15 protein-coding genes are annotated in these 13,101 nt (G+C 73.2%); 9 read left to right on the plus strand and 6 right to left on the minus strand.

Translation table 11 applies throughout. From position 1 onward, the window contains the following. Positions 1 to 5 precede the first annotated feature (5 nt). A complete protein-coding gene (locus JT362_RS19420; RefSeq protein WP_260192778.1) occupies positions 6 to 1,274 on the plus strand; it encodes an adenosylmethionine--8-amino-7-oxononanoate transaminase in 1,269 nt (422 codons plus the stop codon). A gap of 7 nt (positions 1,275 to 1,281) precedes the next feature. Here JT362_RS19420 and JT362_RS19425 read toward each other — a convergent pair whose 3' ends face one another. Continuing rightward, entirely contained in the window at positions 1,282 to 1,566 is a 285-nt protein-coding gene (locus tag JT362_RS19425; RefSeq protein ID WP_260192779.1) for a glutaredoxin family protein, read from the minus strand. 67 nt (positions 1,567 to 1,633) lie between these two features. On the opposite strand from JT362_RS19425, the gene bioD reads away from it, so the two are divergent. The 4 genes from bioD (at position 1,634) to JT362_RS19445 (ending at position 4,418) form a co-directional block, all read left to right on the plus strand. Beyond that, positions 1,634 to 2,377: a dethiobiotin synthase gene (gene bioD, locus JT362_RS19430; protein WP_260192780.1), complete on the plus strand. Its 744-nt coding sequence runs from the start codon at positions 1,634 to 1,636 to the stop codon at positions 2,375 to 2,377. Positions 2,378 to 2,549: 172 nt separating this feature from the next. Then, positions 2,550 to 3,539 (plus strand): biotin synthase BioB, encoded by a 990-nt coding sequence (bioB, locus tag JT362_RS19435; RefSeq protein ID WP_375546537.1) that lies wholly within the window; start codon positions 2,550 to 2,552, stop codon positions 3,537 to 3,539. Next, positions 3,539 to 3,742, plus strand: coding sequence for a biotin synthase auxiliary protein BsaP (gene bsaP, locus JT362_RS35780; RefSeq protein ID WP_260192783.1), 204 nt, complete (start codon positions 3,539 to 3,541; stop codon positions 3,740 to 3,742). Before bioB ends, bsaP begins: the two co-directional genes overlap by 1 nt. 43 nt (positions 3,743 to 3,785) lie before the next feature. Next, a complete protein-coding gene (locus JT362_RS19445) occupies positions 3,786 to 4,418 on the plus strand; it encodes a DUF2567 domain-containing protein (protein WP_260192784.1) in 633 nt (210 codons plus the stop codon). Between the two features lie 18 nt (positions 4,419 to 4,436). Here JT362_RS19445 and JT362_RS19450 read toward each other — a convergent pair whose 3' ends face one another. From JT362_RS19450 to JT362_RS19465, 4 genes are all read right to left on the minus strand, one after another. Next, positions 4,437 to 5,210 carry an SDR family NAD(P)-dependent oxidoreductase gene (locus JT362_RS19450; protein ID WP_260192786.1) on the minus strand — a complete coding sequence of 258 codons (774 nt, stop codon included), beginning with the start codon at positions 5,208 to 5,210 and terminating at the stop codon, positions 4,437 to 4,439. Between the two features lie 74 nt (positions 5,211 to 5,284). Continuing rightward, a complete protein-coding gene (locus JT362_RS19455; protein ID WP_260192787.1) occupies positions 5,285 to 5,707 on the minus strand; it encodes a MarR family winged helix-turn-helix transcriptional regulator in 423 nt (140 codons plus the stop codon). Between the two features lie 10 nt (positions 5,708 to 5,717). Next, positions 5,718 to 6,410, minus strand: coding sequence for an LON peptidase substrate-binding domain-containing protein (locus JT362_RS19460; protein ID WP_260192789.1), 693 nt, complete (start codon positions 6,408 to 6,410; stop codon positions 5,718 to 5,720). A 9-nt stretch (positions 6,411 to 6,419) separates the two neighbouring features. Then, positions 6,420 to 7,136 carry an NUDIX hydrolase gene (locus JT362_RS19465; RefSeq protein ID WP_260192790.1) on the minus strand — a complete coding sequence of 239 codons (717 nt, stop codon included), beginning with the start codon at positions 7,134 to 7,136 and terminating at the stop codon, positions 6,420 to 6,422. A gap of 69 nt (positions 7,137 to 7,205) precedes the next feature. Between JT362_RS19465 and nadA the strand changes: the two genes are divergently transcribed. The 3 genes from nadA (at position 7,206) to nadC (ending at position 10,959) form a co-directional block, all read left to right on the plus strand. After that, positions 7,206 to 8,231: a quinolinate synthase NadA gene (nadA, locus tag JT362_RS19470; protein ID WP_260192792.1), complete on the plus strand. Its 1,026-nt coding sequence runs from the start codon at positions 7,206 to 7,208 to the stop codon at positions 8,229 to 8,231. Between the two features lie 122 nt (positions 8,232 to 8,353). Next, a complete protein-coding gene (locus JT362_RS19475; RefSeq protein WP_260192794.1) occupies positions 8,354 to 9,994 on the plus strand; it encodes an L-aspartate oxidase in 1,641 nt (546 codons plus the stop codon). A gap of 83 nt (positions 9,995 to 10,077) precedes the next feature. Then, positions 10,078 to 10,959, plus strand: a complete 882-nt coding sequence (nadC, locus tag JT362_RS19480; protein ID WP_260192795.1) for a carboxylating nicotinate-nucleotide diphosphorylase — start codon at positions 10,078 to 10,080, stop codon at positions 10,957 to 10,959. 31 nt (positions 10,960 to 10,990) lie between these two features. Here nadC and JT362_RS19485 read toward each other — a convergent pair whose 3' ends face one another. Further along, positions 10,991 to 11,569 (minus strand): TetR/AcrR family transcriptional regulator, encoded by a 579-nt coding sequence (locus tag JT362_RS19485; protein ID WP_260192796.1) that lies wholly within the window; start codon positions 11,567 to 11,569, stop codon positions 10,991 to 10,993. Between the two features lie 51 nt (positions 11,570 to 11,620). Between JT362_RS19485 and JT362_RS19490 the strand changes: the two genes are divergently transcribed. Continuing rightward, entirely contained in the window at positions 11,621 to 12,934 is a 1,314-nt protein-coding gene (locus JT362_RS19490; RefSeq protein ID WP_260192797.1) for a cytochrome P450, read from the plus strand. Positions 12,935 to 13,101: the final 167 nt, after the last annotated feature.

Consider the following 13,101-nt stretch of genomic DNA (forward strand, 5'->3'; position numbering starts at 1 on the left):
CCGGGGTGGATGTCGCCCAGCTGATCGAGCTCGACCGCGCGCACGTCTGGCACCCGTACGGGCCGATGCCGGGGACCGTGGACCCCCTGGTCGTCGAGTCCGCTTCCGGGGTCCGGCTGCGGCTCGCCGACGGGCGGGAACTCGTCGACGGCATGTCCTCCTGGTGGGCGGCGATCCACGGCTACCGGCACCCGGTGCTCGACGCCGCGCTCGTCGAGCAGTCCCGGCGGATGAGCCACGTGATGTTCGGCGGCCTCACCCACGAGCCGGCGGTCCGGCTCGCCGCCACCCTCGTCGACATCACCCCCGAGCCGCTGCGGCACGTGTTCCTCTGCGACTCCGGCTCGGTGTCGGTCGAGGTCGCGATCAAGATGTGCCTGCAGTTCTGGCGCTCGGCCGGCCGGCCGGAGAAGCGCCGGCTGCTCACCTGGCGCGGCGGCTACCACGGCGACACCTTCCACCCGATGAGCGTGTGCGACCCCGACGGCGGCATGCACAGCCTCTGGCGCGGCGTCCTCCCGGACCAGCTGTTCGCGCAGGCCCCACCCGCCGAGCTGGACCACGACCACGTCGCCCATCTCGCCGAACTGATCGAGACCCACGCCGACGAGCTGGCCGCGGTCATCGTCGAGCCGGTCGTGCAGGGCGCGGGCGGCATGCGCTTCCACGACCCGCGCTACCTGCACGTGCTGCGCGAGCTGACCCTCGCCCACGACGTGCTCCTGGTGTTCGACGAGATCGCCACCGGGTTCGGGCGCACCGGCGAGCTGTTCGCCGCCGACCACGCCGCGGTGAGCCCGGACGTGATGTGCGTCGGCAAGGCGCTGACCGGCGGCTACCTCACCATGGCCGCCGCCCTGTGCACCGGACGGGTCGCCGACGGGATCTCCCGCGGCGAGGTCCCGGTGCTCGCGCACGGCCCCACGTTCATGGGCAACCCGCTGTCCGCCGCGGTCGCCAACGCCTCGATCGACCTGCTGCTCGGCCAGGACTGGCGCGGCACCGTCGACCGCATCGAGCGCGAGCTCACCGACGGCCTCGCCCCGGCGGCCGACCTTCCCGGCGTGCGGGACGTGCGGGTCCTCGGCGCGATCGGCGTCGTCCAGCTCGACCACGAGATCGACCTGGCCGCCGCGACCCGGGCCGCCGTCGACCACGGCGCCTGGCTCCGACCGTTCCGCGACCTCATCTACACGATGCCGCCGTTCGTCAGCGAGCCCGCGGACATCGCCACCGTCACCGGCGCCGTGCTGGCCGCCGCGAAGGCCGGCTGAAGCCCGCTCACCGGCACCGGGACCGCGCGGTCCGGCGCGGCCGGAGTCCGGCCAGGGCGCCGGCCAGCTCGGCGACCGTCGGTTCGACGAGCACGGTGCCGTCCGGGGTCACCACCACCGGGATGTCGGTGCGGCCGCCGGCCAGCTCCACGGCCGCGGCCCGGACCTCGTCGTCGGTGGTGTCGTGCCCGGTGAACGGGACGTGGTGCCGGTTCATCCAGGTGATGGCGCCGCGGGTGTCGTCGCACCAGTCCGCGCCGTACAGCTGGACGCGCCCGGTCCCGGTGATCACGGGTAGACCATACCGAGCCCGGGGCGGGTGCGGTTGCGGCGAACGGGTGGGTCTAGCCTGACGCTCCGTGAGTGTCCCCGCCGAGGTTCCCGCGGACGTCCTGGTGCTCACCGGTACCGGTACCGGAGTCGGCAAGACCGTCGTCACCGCGGCCGTCGCCGCGCTGGCCCTGCACCGGCGGCGCAGCGTGGCCGTGCTGAAACCGGCGCAGACCGGGCTCGGACCGGACGAGCCGGGCGACGTCGACGACGTGAGCAGGCTCGCCGGTGGCGAGGTCACCACCTGGGAGCTCGCCCGGTTCCCCGACCCGCTCGCCCCGGGCACCGCCGCCCGCCGCGCGGACATCCTCCCGGTCACCCCCGCCCAGGCGGCCGCCGCGGCGGTCGAGCTCTCCCGGGGGCACGACCAGGTGCTCGTCGAGGGCGCGGGCGGCCTGCTGGTGCGGATGGACGAGCACGGCGGCACCCTCGCCGACGTCGCCTGGTCGATCGGCGCGCCGGTGCTGATCGTCGCGGACGCCGGGCTCGGCACGCTCAACGCCACCGCGCTCACCGCCGAGGCACTGCGCGTCCGGGGGATCGCCTGCGCGGGGGTCGTCGTCGGCTCCTGGCCGGCCGAGCCCGACCTCGCCGCCCGCTGCAACCTCGACGACCTGCCGGTGGTCGCGGAGGCTCCGCTGGTCGGGGCCGTTCCGGCGGGCGCGGGCACGCTGGGCCGGGAGGAGTTCCTGACCGTCGCCAGGGCCTCGCTCGCTCCCTCGTTGGGGGGCGAGTTCGACGCGACCGGGTTCGCCGCCGAACACGCGGCGTGATGACGGCCGGCTCGAGGGCCGGTAAGCGCGTGAGATACATCGCCTTCGTCACGCGGCCTCGTGCGGCAGACTTGCCCGGAGGTCCATCACCACGAGCGAGGAGGCATTCGTGACCGCTGCCGCTGAACGGACTGGCGCCGACCGGACCGAGGCCGACCGCACGCCCGCCGACGTGTTGGCGGTGGCCCGCGAGCAGGTGCTGGAGCGCGGCGCCGGCCTGGACGAGCCGCGGGTGCTCGAGATCCTCCGGCTGCCCGACGAGCGCATGCCGGAGCTGCTGGAACTCGCGCACGAGGTACGGATGCGCTGGTGCGGCCCGGAGGTCGAGGTCGAGGGCATCGTCAGCCTGAAGACCGGCGGCTGCCCCGAGGACTGCCACTTCTGCTCGCAGTCCGGCCAGTTCCCCTCGCCGGTGCGCTCGGCGTGGCTGGACATCCCCGGCCTGGTGAAGGCCGCGCGGGAGACCGCCGCGACCGGCGCGAGCGAGTTCTGCATCGTCGCCGCCGTGCGCGGCCCGGACAAGCGGCTGATGTCCCAGGTCCGCGACGGCATCAAGGCGATCCGCGAGGACGGCAACGACATCCAGATCGCCTGCTCGCTCGGCATGCTGACCCAGGAGCAGGTGGACGAGCTCGTCGGGATGGGCGTGCACCGCTACAACCACAACCTGGAGACCGCCCGGTCCCACTTCCCGAGTGTGGTCACCACCCACACCTGGGAGGAGCGCTGGGAGACCCTGCGGATGGTGCACGAGGCGGGCATGGAGGTCTGCTGCGGCGGCATCATCGGCATGGGGGAGACCGTCGAGCAGCGCGCCGAGTTCGCCGTCCAGCTCGCCGAGCTGGACCCGCACGAGGTGCCGATGAACTTCCTCATCCCGCAGCCCGGCACCCCCTACGAGGACTTCGAGCTGGTCGAGGGCCCGGACGCGCTGCGCACGGTGGCCGCGTTCCGGCTGGCGATGCCGCGCACGATGCTCCGCTTCGCCGGCGGCCGCGAGCTGACCCTCGGCGACCTGGGCGCGGAGAAGGGCATGCTCGGCGGCATCAACGCGATCATCGTCGGGAACTACCTGACCAACCTGGGCCGCCCGGCGCAGCAGGACCTCGACATGTTGACCGAGCTGAACATGCCGATCAAGGCACTCAGCGACACCCTCTGATGTACTGCGTGCACTGCGGCAGGCCGCCGGGGGAGGGTGAGCACACCCGCTGTCAGGGCGCGCGCGGGGCGATCGACCCGCCGCGCTTCTGCCCGGAGTGTGCCCGCCGGATGGTGGTCCAGGTGACCCCGTCCGGGTGGTCGGCGCGCTGCAGCCGGCACGGCGACCGCTCTTCGTTCAACACCGCGTCGGCGACCGACTAGGCTCTGACCACGGACTGTTGGCGGTACTGAGCGGGAGGTCGGCGTGACGGAGCAACCCGGTGCGGCACAGGACGCCGCACCGCTCCGAGAGGATCACGCCGAGCCGAACGGGCAGGTGCCGCCCACCTACCCGGCCTACCTGCCGCCCCCGTGGCGCCAGGAGCGGCCGAGGGTGGTGGTGCGGGCCGACCTGCTGCCGGCGGTCACCGTGCTGTCCACGGTGTCGCTGCTCGGCCTGCCGGTCGCCTGGCTGTGGTCGGTGCTCGCGCCCCCGCAGCGGCAGGTGGTCGGCGGGGACGGGCAGGCGTTCCCGCTGCCGGCGGAGAGCTACCACCGGGCCGACGCCCTGGTGATCTTCCTGCTGCTCTGCCTGGCTGCCGGCCTGTGCACCGGGCTGGCGGTGTGGTTCCTGCGCGAACGCCGCGGCCCGGTGATCATGCTCGCGGCGGTGCTCGGATCGGTGGTCGCCGGCTGGCTCGCCGCCCAGGTCGGTGAGTCCTGGGCGGCCGGTCGCTACCCGGTGCCCGGCGACGTCCAGGTGCTGGACGTGGTCGAGACCGCCCCGGAGCTGGAGAGCCTGGGCGTGCTGCTGGCCTGGCCGCTGACCGCCGCGCTGGTCTACGGCGTGATGGCGGCGTGGAACAGCATGGACGACCTCGGCCGCCGGCTCGGCTAGTTCTCGGCTGGTTCTCGGTTAGTTGAAGCCTCCGGCGACGGTGACGAGTTCGCCGGTGATGTTGCCGTTGGCCGGCGAGCCGAGGAACAGCACCGCCCGCGCGATGTCGTCCGGCGTGGACAGCCTGCGCGTCGCCGTCCGGGCGATCTGCTGGTCGCGCACCGGTTGCGGCATCTCGGTGAGGTTGCGCTCGGTCGTGGTGAGCCCCGGCGAGACGATGTTCACCAGTACCTCGCCCGCGAGGTCGGAGATGAGACCGTTCGCGAGTCCCACGAGAGCGGCCTTGGCGGCGCTGTAGAAGCCGAGGCCGTGCAGCGCGGGGTCGCGGTGCCGGACCAGGTCCGATGAGATGAGGACGATGCGGGCGTCCGCGCGCCCGCGCATCGCCGGCAGGACCGCCTGGAGCAGTGCGATCAGGCCCTCGACGTTGGCGCGCAGCATGCCCTGCCACTCCGTGTCGGGCACGTGCTCGAAGCGCCTGCTCTGGTCCGGCAGCTCGTCCGGCCAGCGCACGGCGTTGGCCACGAACACGTCGACCCCACCCCACCGCCGCCCGATCGCCGTGACGGCCGCCGCGCCGGACGACGGCTCGTCGAGGTCGACGCGGACCGGCAGCGCTTCCGCGCCCAGGTCCCTGATCGCCGCGGCCGTCTGGTCGGCCAGTTCCCTGTGGCTGTGATAGCTGAACGCGACCCGGGCACCCTCGCCGGCGTAACCGAGCGCGATGGCGCGTCCGATGCCGCGCGAACCACCGGTGACGAAGACTGTTCTGCCGAGGAGCTGAAGATCCATGGGGACTCCCGGGTCGGCCACAAGTACTAAGCCAGCTTAGCAGTTAGTAAGCAGGCTTAGTACTTTCGTGGTCCTTACTGACCCCGGAGCCCGGTCGTCATCTTCGCCAGCAGTGCCGCGAACGTCGCCGTCTCGTCCTCGGTGAGCAGGCGCACGGCGTCCCGCTGCAGCTGCCCGATCGTCGCGTGCACCGGATCCCGGAGCGCGGCGCCGTGCTCGGTGAGCCAGGTGCGGATCCGGCGTTTGTCCTGCTCGTCGTCGCGCCGCAGAACGAGCCCGGCGTCCTCCATGCGACGCAGCAGCCGGGTCAGCGTGGCCGGCTCGACGCCGATGCGGCGGGCGAGCTCGGTGGGGGTCAGTCCGTCCTCGTCCCACAGGCACTCCAGCACGAACTGCTGGCCGATGTGCACGCCGTGCGCGCTCAGCCGCCGCTCGGTCTCGAGCTTCGACGCGCGGGACGCCTCGTAGAACCGGTCCCACACCAACTTCGCTGTCACCCGGGTGACGCTAGTTCTTGCTGGCGTGCCGGCGCAGCTCGGCCGGCGGACCCGGGACCGCCCGCAGGGTGGACAGGATGCCCGCCTCCCGGTTCAGCAGCCGGCCGGCCAGGCGCAGCCGGTGCAGCGGACGGGTCTCCTCCAGCAGCCGCTGCCGGTCCTCCAACGGGAGCAGGCAGTCGGTGGCCAGCAGGTGCGCGAGCTTCTCGATCTCCACGTCCTCGTCCGGTTCGCGCCAGTCGCCCTGCTGCCAGGCGGCCTGGCAGTAGCGGCGGTAGGCGGCGCGCGCCGCGTCGACCAGCGAGCCGATCGCGTCGGCGGCGTTGCGCTGGCCGGGCACCATCGCCGGGGTGTCTGGCACCCACTCGACGGCGCCCATCAGGTAGGGGGCGCTCGTGGCGTCGACAGCCAGGAGCCGGAAGCGGCGCTCGCCGGCGGTGACGATGTCGAAGCGGCCGTCTGGCAGGCGCGTTGCCTGGCGCAGCAGGGCCGCGCAGCCGATCTCCTGGAGCTGGTCGCGCGAGGTCACCTCCGCCTCGTGCGACGGGGCGAGGGCGACCACGCCGAACCGCTTGTCGGGCAGCGTGCCGGTGATCAGGTCGACGGTCAGCTGCCGGTAGCGCGGCTCGAAGATGTGCAGCGGCAGCGTCGTGCCCGGCAGCAGCACCGTCTGCAGCGGGAAGAGCGGAAGCGTCTCGGGCACCGTCCCAACCTACGACGGTGCGCCGCCGCGCGCTTGGTTCGGCGGCCGGAGCACCGCGAACGGGTCGGTCACCGCCATGCTGCGCTCGACGAACCGGAACAGCGCCGCCGGCCGTCCGCCCGCGCGGCCGGATGGAGCGGTCTCCCCGGTCGGTTCCAGCAGGCCCCGGCGGGCGAGCACGCGCTGCAGGTTGGTCGCCGAGACCGTGTAGCCGAGCGCGGCGGAGTAGAGGCCGCGCAGCGCCGAGATCGTGAACTCGGGCGGCGCGAGCGCGAACCCGATGTTGGTGTAGGAGAGCTTCGAGCGCAGCCGGTGCCGCGCTCGCCGCACGATCGACTCGTGGTCGAACGCCGTCGACGGCAGGTCGTCGACCGGGTGCCAGCGGGTGTCGTCCGGCAGGCCGGGGTCGACGTCGGAGGGCACCAGGCCGAGGAACGCGGTCGCCACGACTCGCTCGCCCGGTACCCGCGTGGGCGCGCTGAACACCGCCAGCTGCTCGACGTGCGACAACTGCCGCACGTCGACCTTCTCGGCGAGTTGGCGCCTGATCGAGGCCTCCACGTCCTCCGCCGCGCCGAGCCGGCCGCCGGGCAGTGACCACCGGTGCGCGTGTGGTTCCAGTGCGCGTTCCCAGAGCAGGACCTGGAGTGAGCCTGCTCGCACCTGGAGCACCGCGGCCAGCACTTCGTGGGCCGCGGGCGGGGGTGCGGTGGTAGCATCGGCCATGTTTTCGATCCTAAGGCGAAAACCTCGGGATGGGAAATCGGGACTGCGCGCCGACGCGAGGAGGACGAGATGCCAGTGACCGCCGCTGCCGCCGAGCCGGCCGGGGACCTGACGCCGTACGGCGGCGTCGAGGCAGACAGCGCGTGGCGCGACGAGGTGCGCCGGCTGGCCGGGGAGCGCGACGCCGTGCTGCTGGCGCACAACTACCAGCTGCCGGAGATCCAGGACATCGCGGATCACACCGGCGACTCCCTGGCGTTGAGCCGAATCGCCGCCGAGAGTGATGCGTCGACGATCGTGTTCTGCGGCGTGCACTTCATGGCCGAGACCGCGAAGATCCTCAGCCCGCACAAGACCGTGCTGATCCCGGACGCCCGCGCGGGCTGCTCCCTCGCCGACTCCATCGACGCCGCGCAACTGCGCGCGTGGAAGGCCGAGCACCCCGGCGCGGTGGTCGTCTCGTACGTGAACACGACAGCCGAGGTCAAGGCCGAGACCGACATCTGCTGCACCTCGTCGAACGCGGTCGACGTGGTCGCGTCGATCCCGGCCGACCGCGAGGTGCTGTTCCTGCCGGACCAGTTCCTCGGCGCCCACGTCAAGCGCGAGACGGGCCGGGACAACCTGCACGTGTGGGCGGGCGAGTGTCACGTGCACGCCGGCATCAACGGCCCGGAGCTCGCGGCGCGGGCCGCGGCCGACCCCGACGCGGATCTGTTCGTGCACCCGGAGTGCGGCTGCGCGACGTCCGCGCTGTACCTGGCGGGGGAGGGCGTGGTCCCCGCCGACCAGGTCAAGATCCTGTCGACGGGCGACATGGTGACCGAGGCCAGGTCGACCCGGGCCCGCACCGTGCTCGTGGCGACCGAGGTCGGCATGCTGCACCAGCTGCGCCGCGCGGCCCCCGAGGTCGACTTCCGCGCCGTCAACGACCGGGCGTCCTGCCGCTACATGAAGATGATCACGCCGGCCGCGCTCCTGCGCTCGTTGCGCGAGGGCGCCGACGAGGTCCACGTCGACCCCGCCGTCGCCGAACGAGCCCGAGGCGCCGTCCGCCGCATGATCGAGATCGGCAAGCCGGGGAGCGGCGAGTGACCCCCCACCCTGCCCACAGCGGCCCCAAACCCCCGTACGACAACCCCCACCCGATCCCGGGGGCGTCCCGCCTTGCCAGTCTATCGGTCGGAGGTGTCGGGGCGGGTACGCAAGATCAAGATGTGGACAACCGGGACGGCTGTGGACAAGTCGGGTCGGGCGAGTGGGAGGCGCGGGCCGATCTGGTAGTGGTGGGCAGTGGGGTCGCCGGGTTGACGGCCGCGTTGCGGGCGCGGGAGTTGGGTCTGCGGGTGCTCGTGGTGACCAAGGGCGCGGCCGACGGGGGCAACACGCGCTGGGCGCAGGGCGGGGTCGCGGTCGTGCTCGGCGACACCCCCGACGACTCCGTGCACCGGCACGTCGAGGACACGCTCGTCGCCGGCGGTGGGCTCTGCGATCCCGACGCCACGGCCCGGATCATCGCCGACGGGCCGGGTGCGGTGGCGCGGCTACGGGAGCGTGGCGCCGTGTTCGACACCGGCTCGGGCGGCCGGTTGGCCAGGACCCGCGAGGGCGGGCACACCGCGTTCCGCGTGGTGCACGCCGGCGGGGACGCGACCGGCGCGGAGGTCGAGCGCGCCCTGCTGGCAGCCTCCCGCGACGGGCTGGTGCCCATGCTGGAGCACCACGTCGCCGTCGACACGCTGCGCACGCCGGCCGGCGAGGTCGCCGGGCTGCGAGTGCTCGACGGCGACGGGGTGCCGGGCGTGCTCATCGCGCCGGCGGTGCTGCTGGCCACCGGCGGGCTCGGACAGCTGTACCAGGCGACGTCGAACCCCGAGGTCGCCACCGCCGACGGGGTCGCGATCGCGCTGCGGGCCGGGGCGCCGGTGATGGACCTGGAGTTCGTGCAGTTCCACCCCACCGTCCTCTACACCGGCCACGGCGCGCGCGGACGGTGCCCGCTGGTGACCGAGGCGGTGCGCGGGGAGGGCGCCGTCCTGATCGACTCCCGCGGCGCGCGAGTGATGGACGGCGTGCACCCGCTCGGCGACCTCGCGCCCCGGGACGTCGTGTCGGCGGCGATCACCCGGCGCCTGGCCGACCTCGGCGACGACCACGTGTTCCTGGACGCCACCCACCTGGACCGGCCGACGTTCTCCCGGAGGTTCCCGACCGTGCTGGCGGCCTGCCTCGCGGCGGGAGTCGACCCGGTCGTCGCGCCGATCCCGGTGTCGCCCGCGGCGCACTTCGCCTGCGGCGGCGTCGTGTCCACTGTGGATGGACGTACGCGGGTGCCAGGGCTGTACGCGGCCGGCGAGGTCGCCCGCACCGGTCTGCACGGCGCGAACCGGCTGGCGTCCAACAGCCTGCTCGAAGGGCTCGTGGTCGGCACCAGGGCCGCCGAGGCGGTGGCCGCCGACCTCGCGGTGGGAGTGCTGACCGAACGCCGGCTCGCCGCCTGCCAGCCGGTGACCACCGCGCCGGTGGCCGACCGCGACACCCTACAGCGCGTGATGAGCCGCTACGCCGGCATCGGCCGCGACGCCGAAGGGCTCGCGGTGGTCGGCTCGGTGCTGGACGTGTCAGCTGTGGACAGCGCACTGACCACGCGTCGCCTGGTGGAGGACGCCGCGATGACGCTGACCGCCCGCGCGCTGATCGCCGCGGCCGCCGCCCGCACCGAGTCGCGGGGCTGCCAGGTGCGCACCGACCACCCGACCACCGACCCGGCGCTCACCCACGGCCTGACCGTGCGCCTCACCCCGTCCGGCCAACCCATGCTGGACCGCCCCACCCACCCCGTCCGAGGAGCCGCATGACTCCCGACCCTCGGGGTCACAGCGATCCGAGGCCCCCCGCAACCGCACCCCAGGGGAACGTGATGCAAGCCAGCCACAGGTACGTGACCAACCAGGCCCCGACTTCGACCAACGCCACCCACACGCGAGAACCGGACCACGCGGATCTGCGTCGTGTGGTGGCGACGGCGTTGGAGGAGGATCTGCGTTACGGCGTGGACGCGACCACCGTCGCCACCGTGCCGGCTGACGCGGTGGCCGTGGCGGAGCTGACGCCGCGGGTGCCGGGGACGATCGCCGGGATTCCGGCGGCGGTGGCCGTTTTCGAGGCCGTGCTGGCCGACGATGTCGAGATCGTGGCGCGGCGTGAGGACGGCGCACGCGTCGGTGCCGGTGAGCCGGTGCTGGTGGTGCGCGGACCGGTTCGCGGGCTGCTGACCGCGGAACGCACGGCACTGAACCTGCTCTGCCACCTGTCCGGCGTGGCGACGGCGACCGCCGCCTGGGTGTCGGCGATCGACGGCACCGGCGCGGTGGTCCGCGACTCCCGCAAGACGCTGCCGGGGCTGCGGCTGCTCGAGAAGTACGCGGTGCGGTGCGGTGGCGGTGTCAACCATCGCCTCGGTCTCGGCGACGCGGTGCTGATCAAGGACAACCACGTGCTGGCCGCCGGCTCGGTCACCGCGGCGCTGGCGGCGGCGCGCGCGCACGCGCCGGAACTGCCGTGCGAGGTGGAGGTGGACACGCTCGACCAACTCGACGAGGCCCTGGCCGCGGGCGCGGAGCTGGTGCTGCTGGACAACTTCACCGTCGAGTCCTGCGTGGCGGCCGTTCGGCGCCGGAGCGGGTCGACGAAGCTGGAGGTGAGCGGCGGCCTCACCCTTCCGAACGCCCGCGCCTACGCCGAGACCGGCGTCGACTACCTGTCCGTGGGCGCCCTGACCCACTCCGCCCCGGCCCTCGACCTGGGCATGGACCTGCGCTGACCCCGCTCCCGGTGCGCGAGTCGTCCGTTCGCTACTCGGAGACGGCGCGCAGGTCGGCGAGGCCACGCGACAGGTGCTCGCCGGTCGGGGAGCCGGCCGGGTCGAGCAGCCACTGCAGCGACAGACCGTCGCACACGGCCATGACCCAGCTGGCGACCGCGGTGCAGCGCGGGTCGTCGGGGGTGACGTCCTCGCCCAGGGCGGCGGCGACCATCGTCGCCACCCGGTCGCGGGTGTTGCGGTACATGCCGGCGAGCTGTTCGCGCAGCACCGGGTCCCGGTCGGCCTGGGCGAGTGCCTCCACGAACGACACCAGCAGCGGACGCCGGCCCGACAGGCAACCCAGCAGCGTCGACCAGGTCAGGTGGGCGCGCTCGATCGGAGTGGCGTCCGGGTCGGCCATCGCGGCCTGGGCGAGCTGGGTGGTCCACTCCTCGAACACCGTTCCCAGCGCCGCGTTCAGCAGGCCGGCCTTCGAGCCGAAGTGGTACCCGATCGAGGCGAGGTTCGTCCCCGACGCGGCGACCAGGTCACGCGCGGTGATGTGCGCGTATCCCTTGTCCTCCAGTAGCTGCCGCGCGGCGGCGAGCAGCTGGTCCCGATGGCCCACCCGCTGACGGTACCTTGAGCGGTCGTCTATACGAGCGTATAAATCAGAAGCATGTCGACGCTCGAGACGACGAACACCACCCTCCCCCCGGGCCCGCGGCTGCCGTCGCTGGTGCAGACGCTGCTGTTCCTCGTCGCCCGCCGGCAGACCCACCAGCACCTGCAGCGCCGCTTCGGTGACGTGTTCACCACCCGCATCACCGGGCGCCAGATGTTGGTCACGCTCGCCGACCCGGAACACATCCGCGAGGTGTTCGCCGGCTCGCCCACGGTCTTCCACGCAGGTCAGGGCAACTCGATCCTCCGGCCGGTCATGGGCAAGCACTCGGTGCTGGTCACCGACGAGGACGAGCACCAGCGCGCCCGCAAGCTCCTCATGCCAGCGTTCAACGGCGCCGCCCTGCGCGGCTACGGCGACATGATGGCGTCGCTGGCCGCGGCGGACGCCGAGGCGTGGCCGGTCGGCCGCCCGTTCGCGGTGCACCGACGGATGAACGCGGTCACGCTCGAGATCATCCTGCGCGTCGTGTTCGGTCTCGGCGAGGGCGCTCGGCTGACCGACCTGCGCCCTCGGCTGCGGCGGATCTCCGACATCGGCCCGCTGACCGTCCTCGGTTGGAACTATCCGAACCTCGGCCGGTACGGCCCGTGGCGACGCAACCGGGAGAACCTGCGCGACGTCGACCGCCTGCTGTACGCCGAGATCGCCGACCGGCGCGGCGCGGGCGACCTCGCCGACCGCGGTGACGTGCTGTCCCGCCTGCTGACCGCCGGTGGCGGCGACCTCGCCGACGCCGAGGTCCGCGACCAGATGATCACGCTCCTGCTGGCGGGTCACGAGACCACCGCGACCGCGCTGGCCTGGTCGTTCCACGAGCTGGCGCGGCGTCCGGCCGTGCAGCGCCGCGCCCAGCGAGCCGCCGACGACGGCGACGAGGACTACCTGCAGGCGGTCGCGAAGGAGTCGATGCGCCGGCGGCCGGTGGTCCAGAACGTGGCCCGCGCTCTGACCGAGCCGACCGAGGTCGCCGGCTACCTGCTGCCCGCGGGCACGATCGTCGGTCCGTCGATCTTACTGGTGCACCGGAATCCGGGACTGCACGAGGATCCGGTGGACTTCCGCCCGGAGCGCTTCGTCGGCCGGGGCCCGGAGGCGGGAACGTGGATCCCGTTCGGCGGCGGTGTGCGGCGTTGTCTGGGTGCGGGGTTCTCGCTGCGGGAGGCGGGCGCGGTGCTGCGCGAGGTGCTGATCAGGTACGACCTCCGCCCGGACCGGGCCCGACCGGAGTTCCCGAAGCCGAGGAACGTCACCCTGGTACCGGCCAGGGGCGCCCGGATCATCGCCACGCCCCGATCTCAGGCGTGACCGCCACGAACACGCGCCGGTGCGATCGCAAACGCCCACGGACAGACGCCCCCCAACCGGGCAAGGGGGACCCCTGGATCACACACTACCCGCGGGTGCCGACGGTTCGGGGTGTCGCGAGTGGGGGCTGTGGACAACTGCGCGGCGTGGGGGCGGGTGTGGACAAC

Source organism: Actinophytocola gossypii (assembly GCF_025165815.1).
GTDB lineage: Bacteria > Actinomycetota > Actinomycetes > Mycobacteriales > Pseudonocardiaceae > Actinophytocola > Actinophytocola gossypii.

Bases quoted from the DNA above. Each gene is read 5' to 3' on its own strand.
- bsaP (WP_260192783.1), top strand. From the start codon at position 3,539: ATGTACTGCGTGCACTGCGGCAGGCCGCCGGGGGAGGGTGAGCACACC.
- JT362_RS19450 (WP_260192786.1), bottom strand. From the start codon at position 5,210: ATGGATCTTCAGCTCCTCGGCAGAACAGTCTTCGTCACCGGTGGTTCG.
- JT362_RS19465 (WP_260192790.1), bottom strand. From the start codon at position 7,136: ATGGCCGATGCTACCACCGCACCCCCGCCCGCGGCCCACGAAGTGCTG.
- nadA (WP_260192792.1), top strand. From the start codon at position 7,206: ATGCCAGTGACCGCCGCTGCCGCCGAGCCGGCCGGGGACCTGACGCCG.
- JT362_RS19490 (WP_260192797.1), top strand. From the start codon at position 11,621: ATGTCGACGCTCGAGACGACGAACACCACCCTCCCCCCGGGCCCGCGG.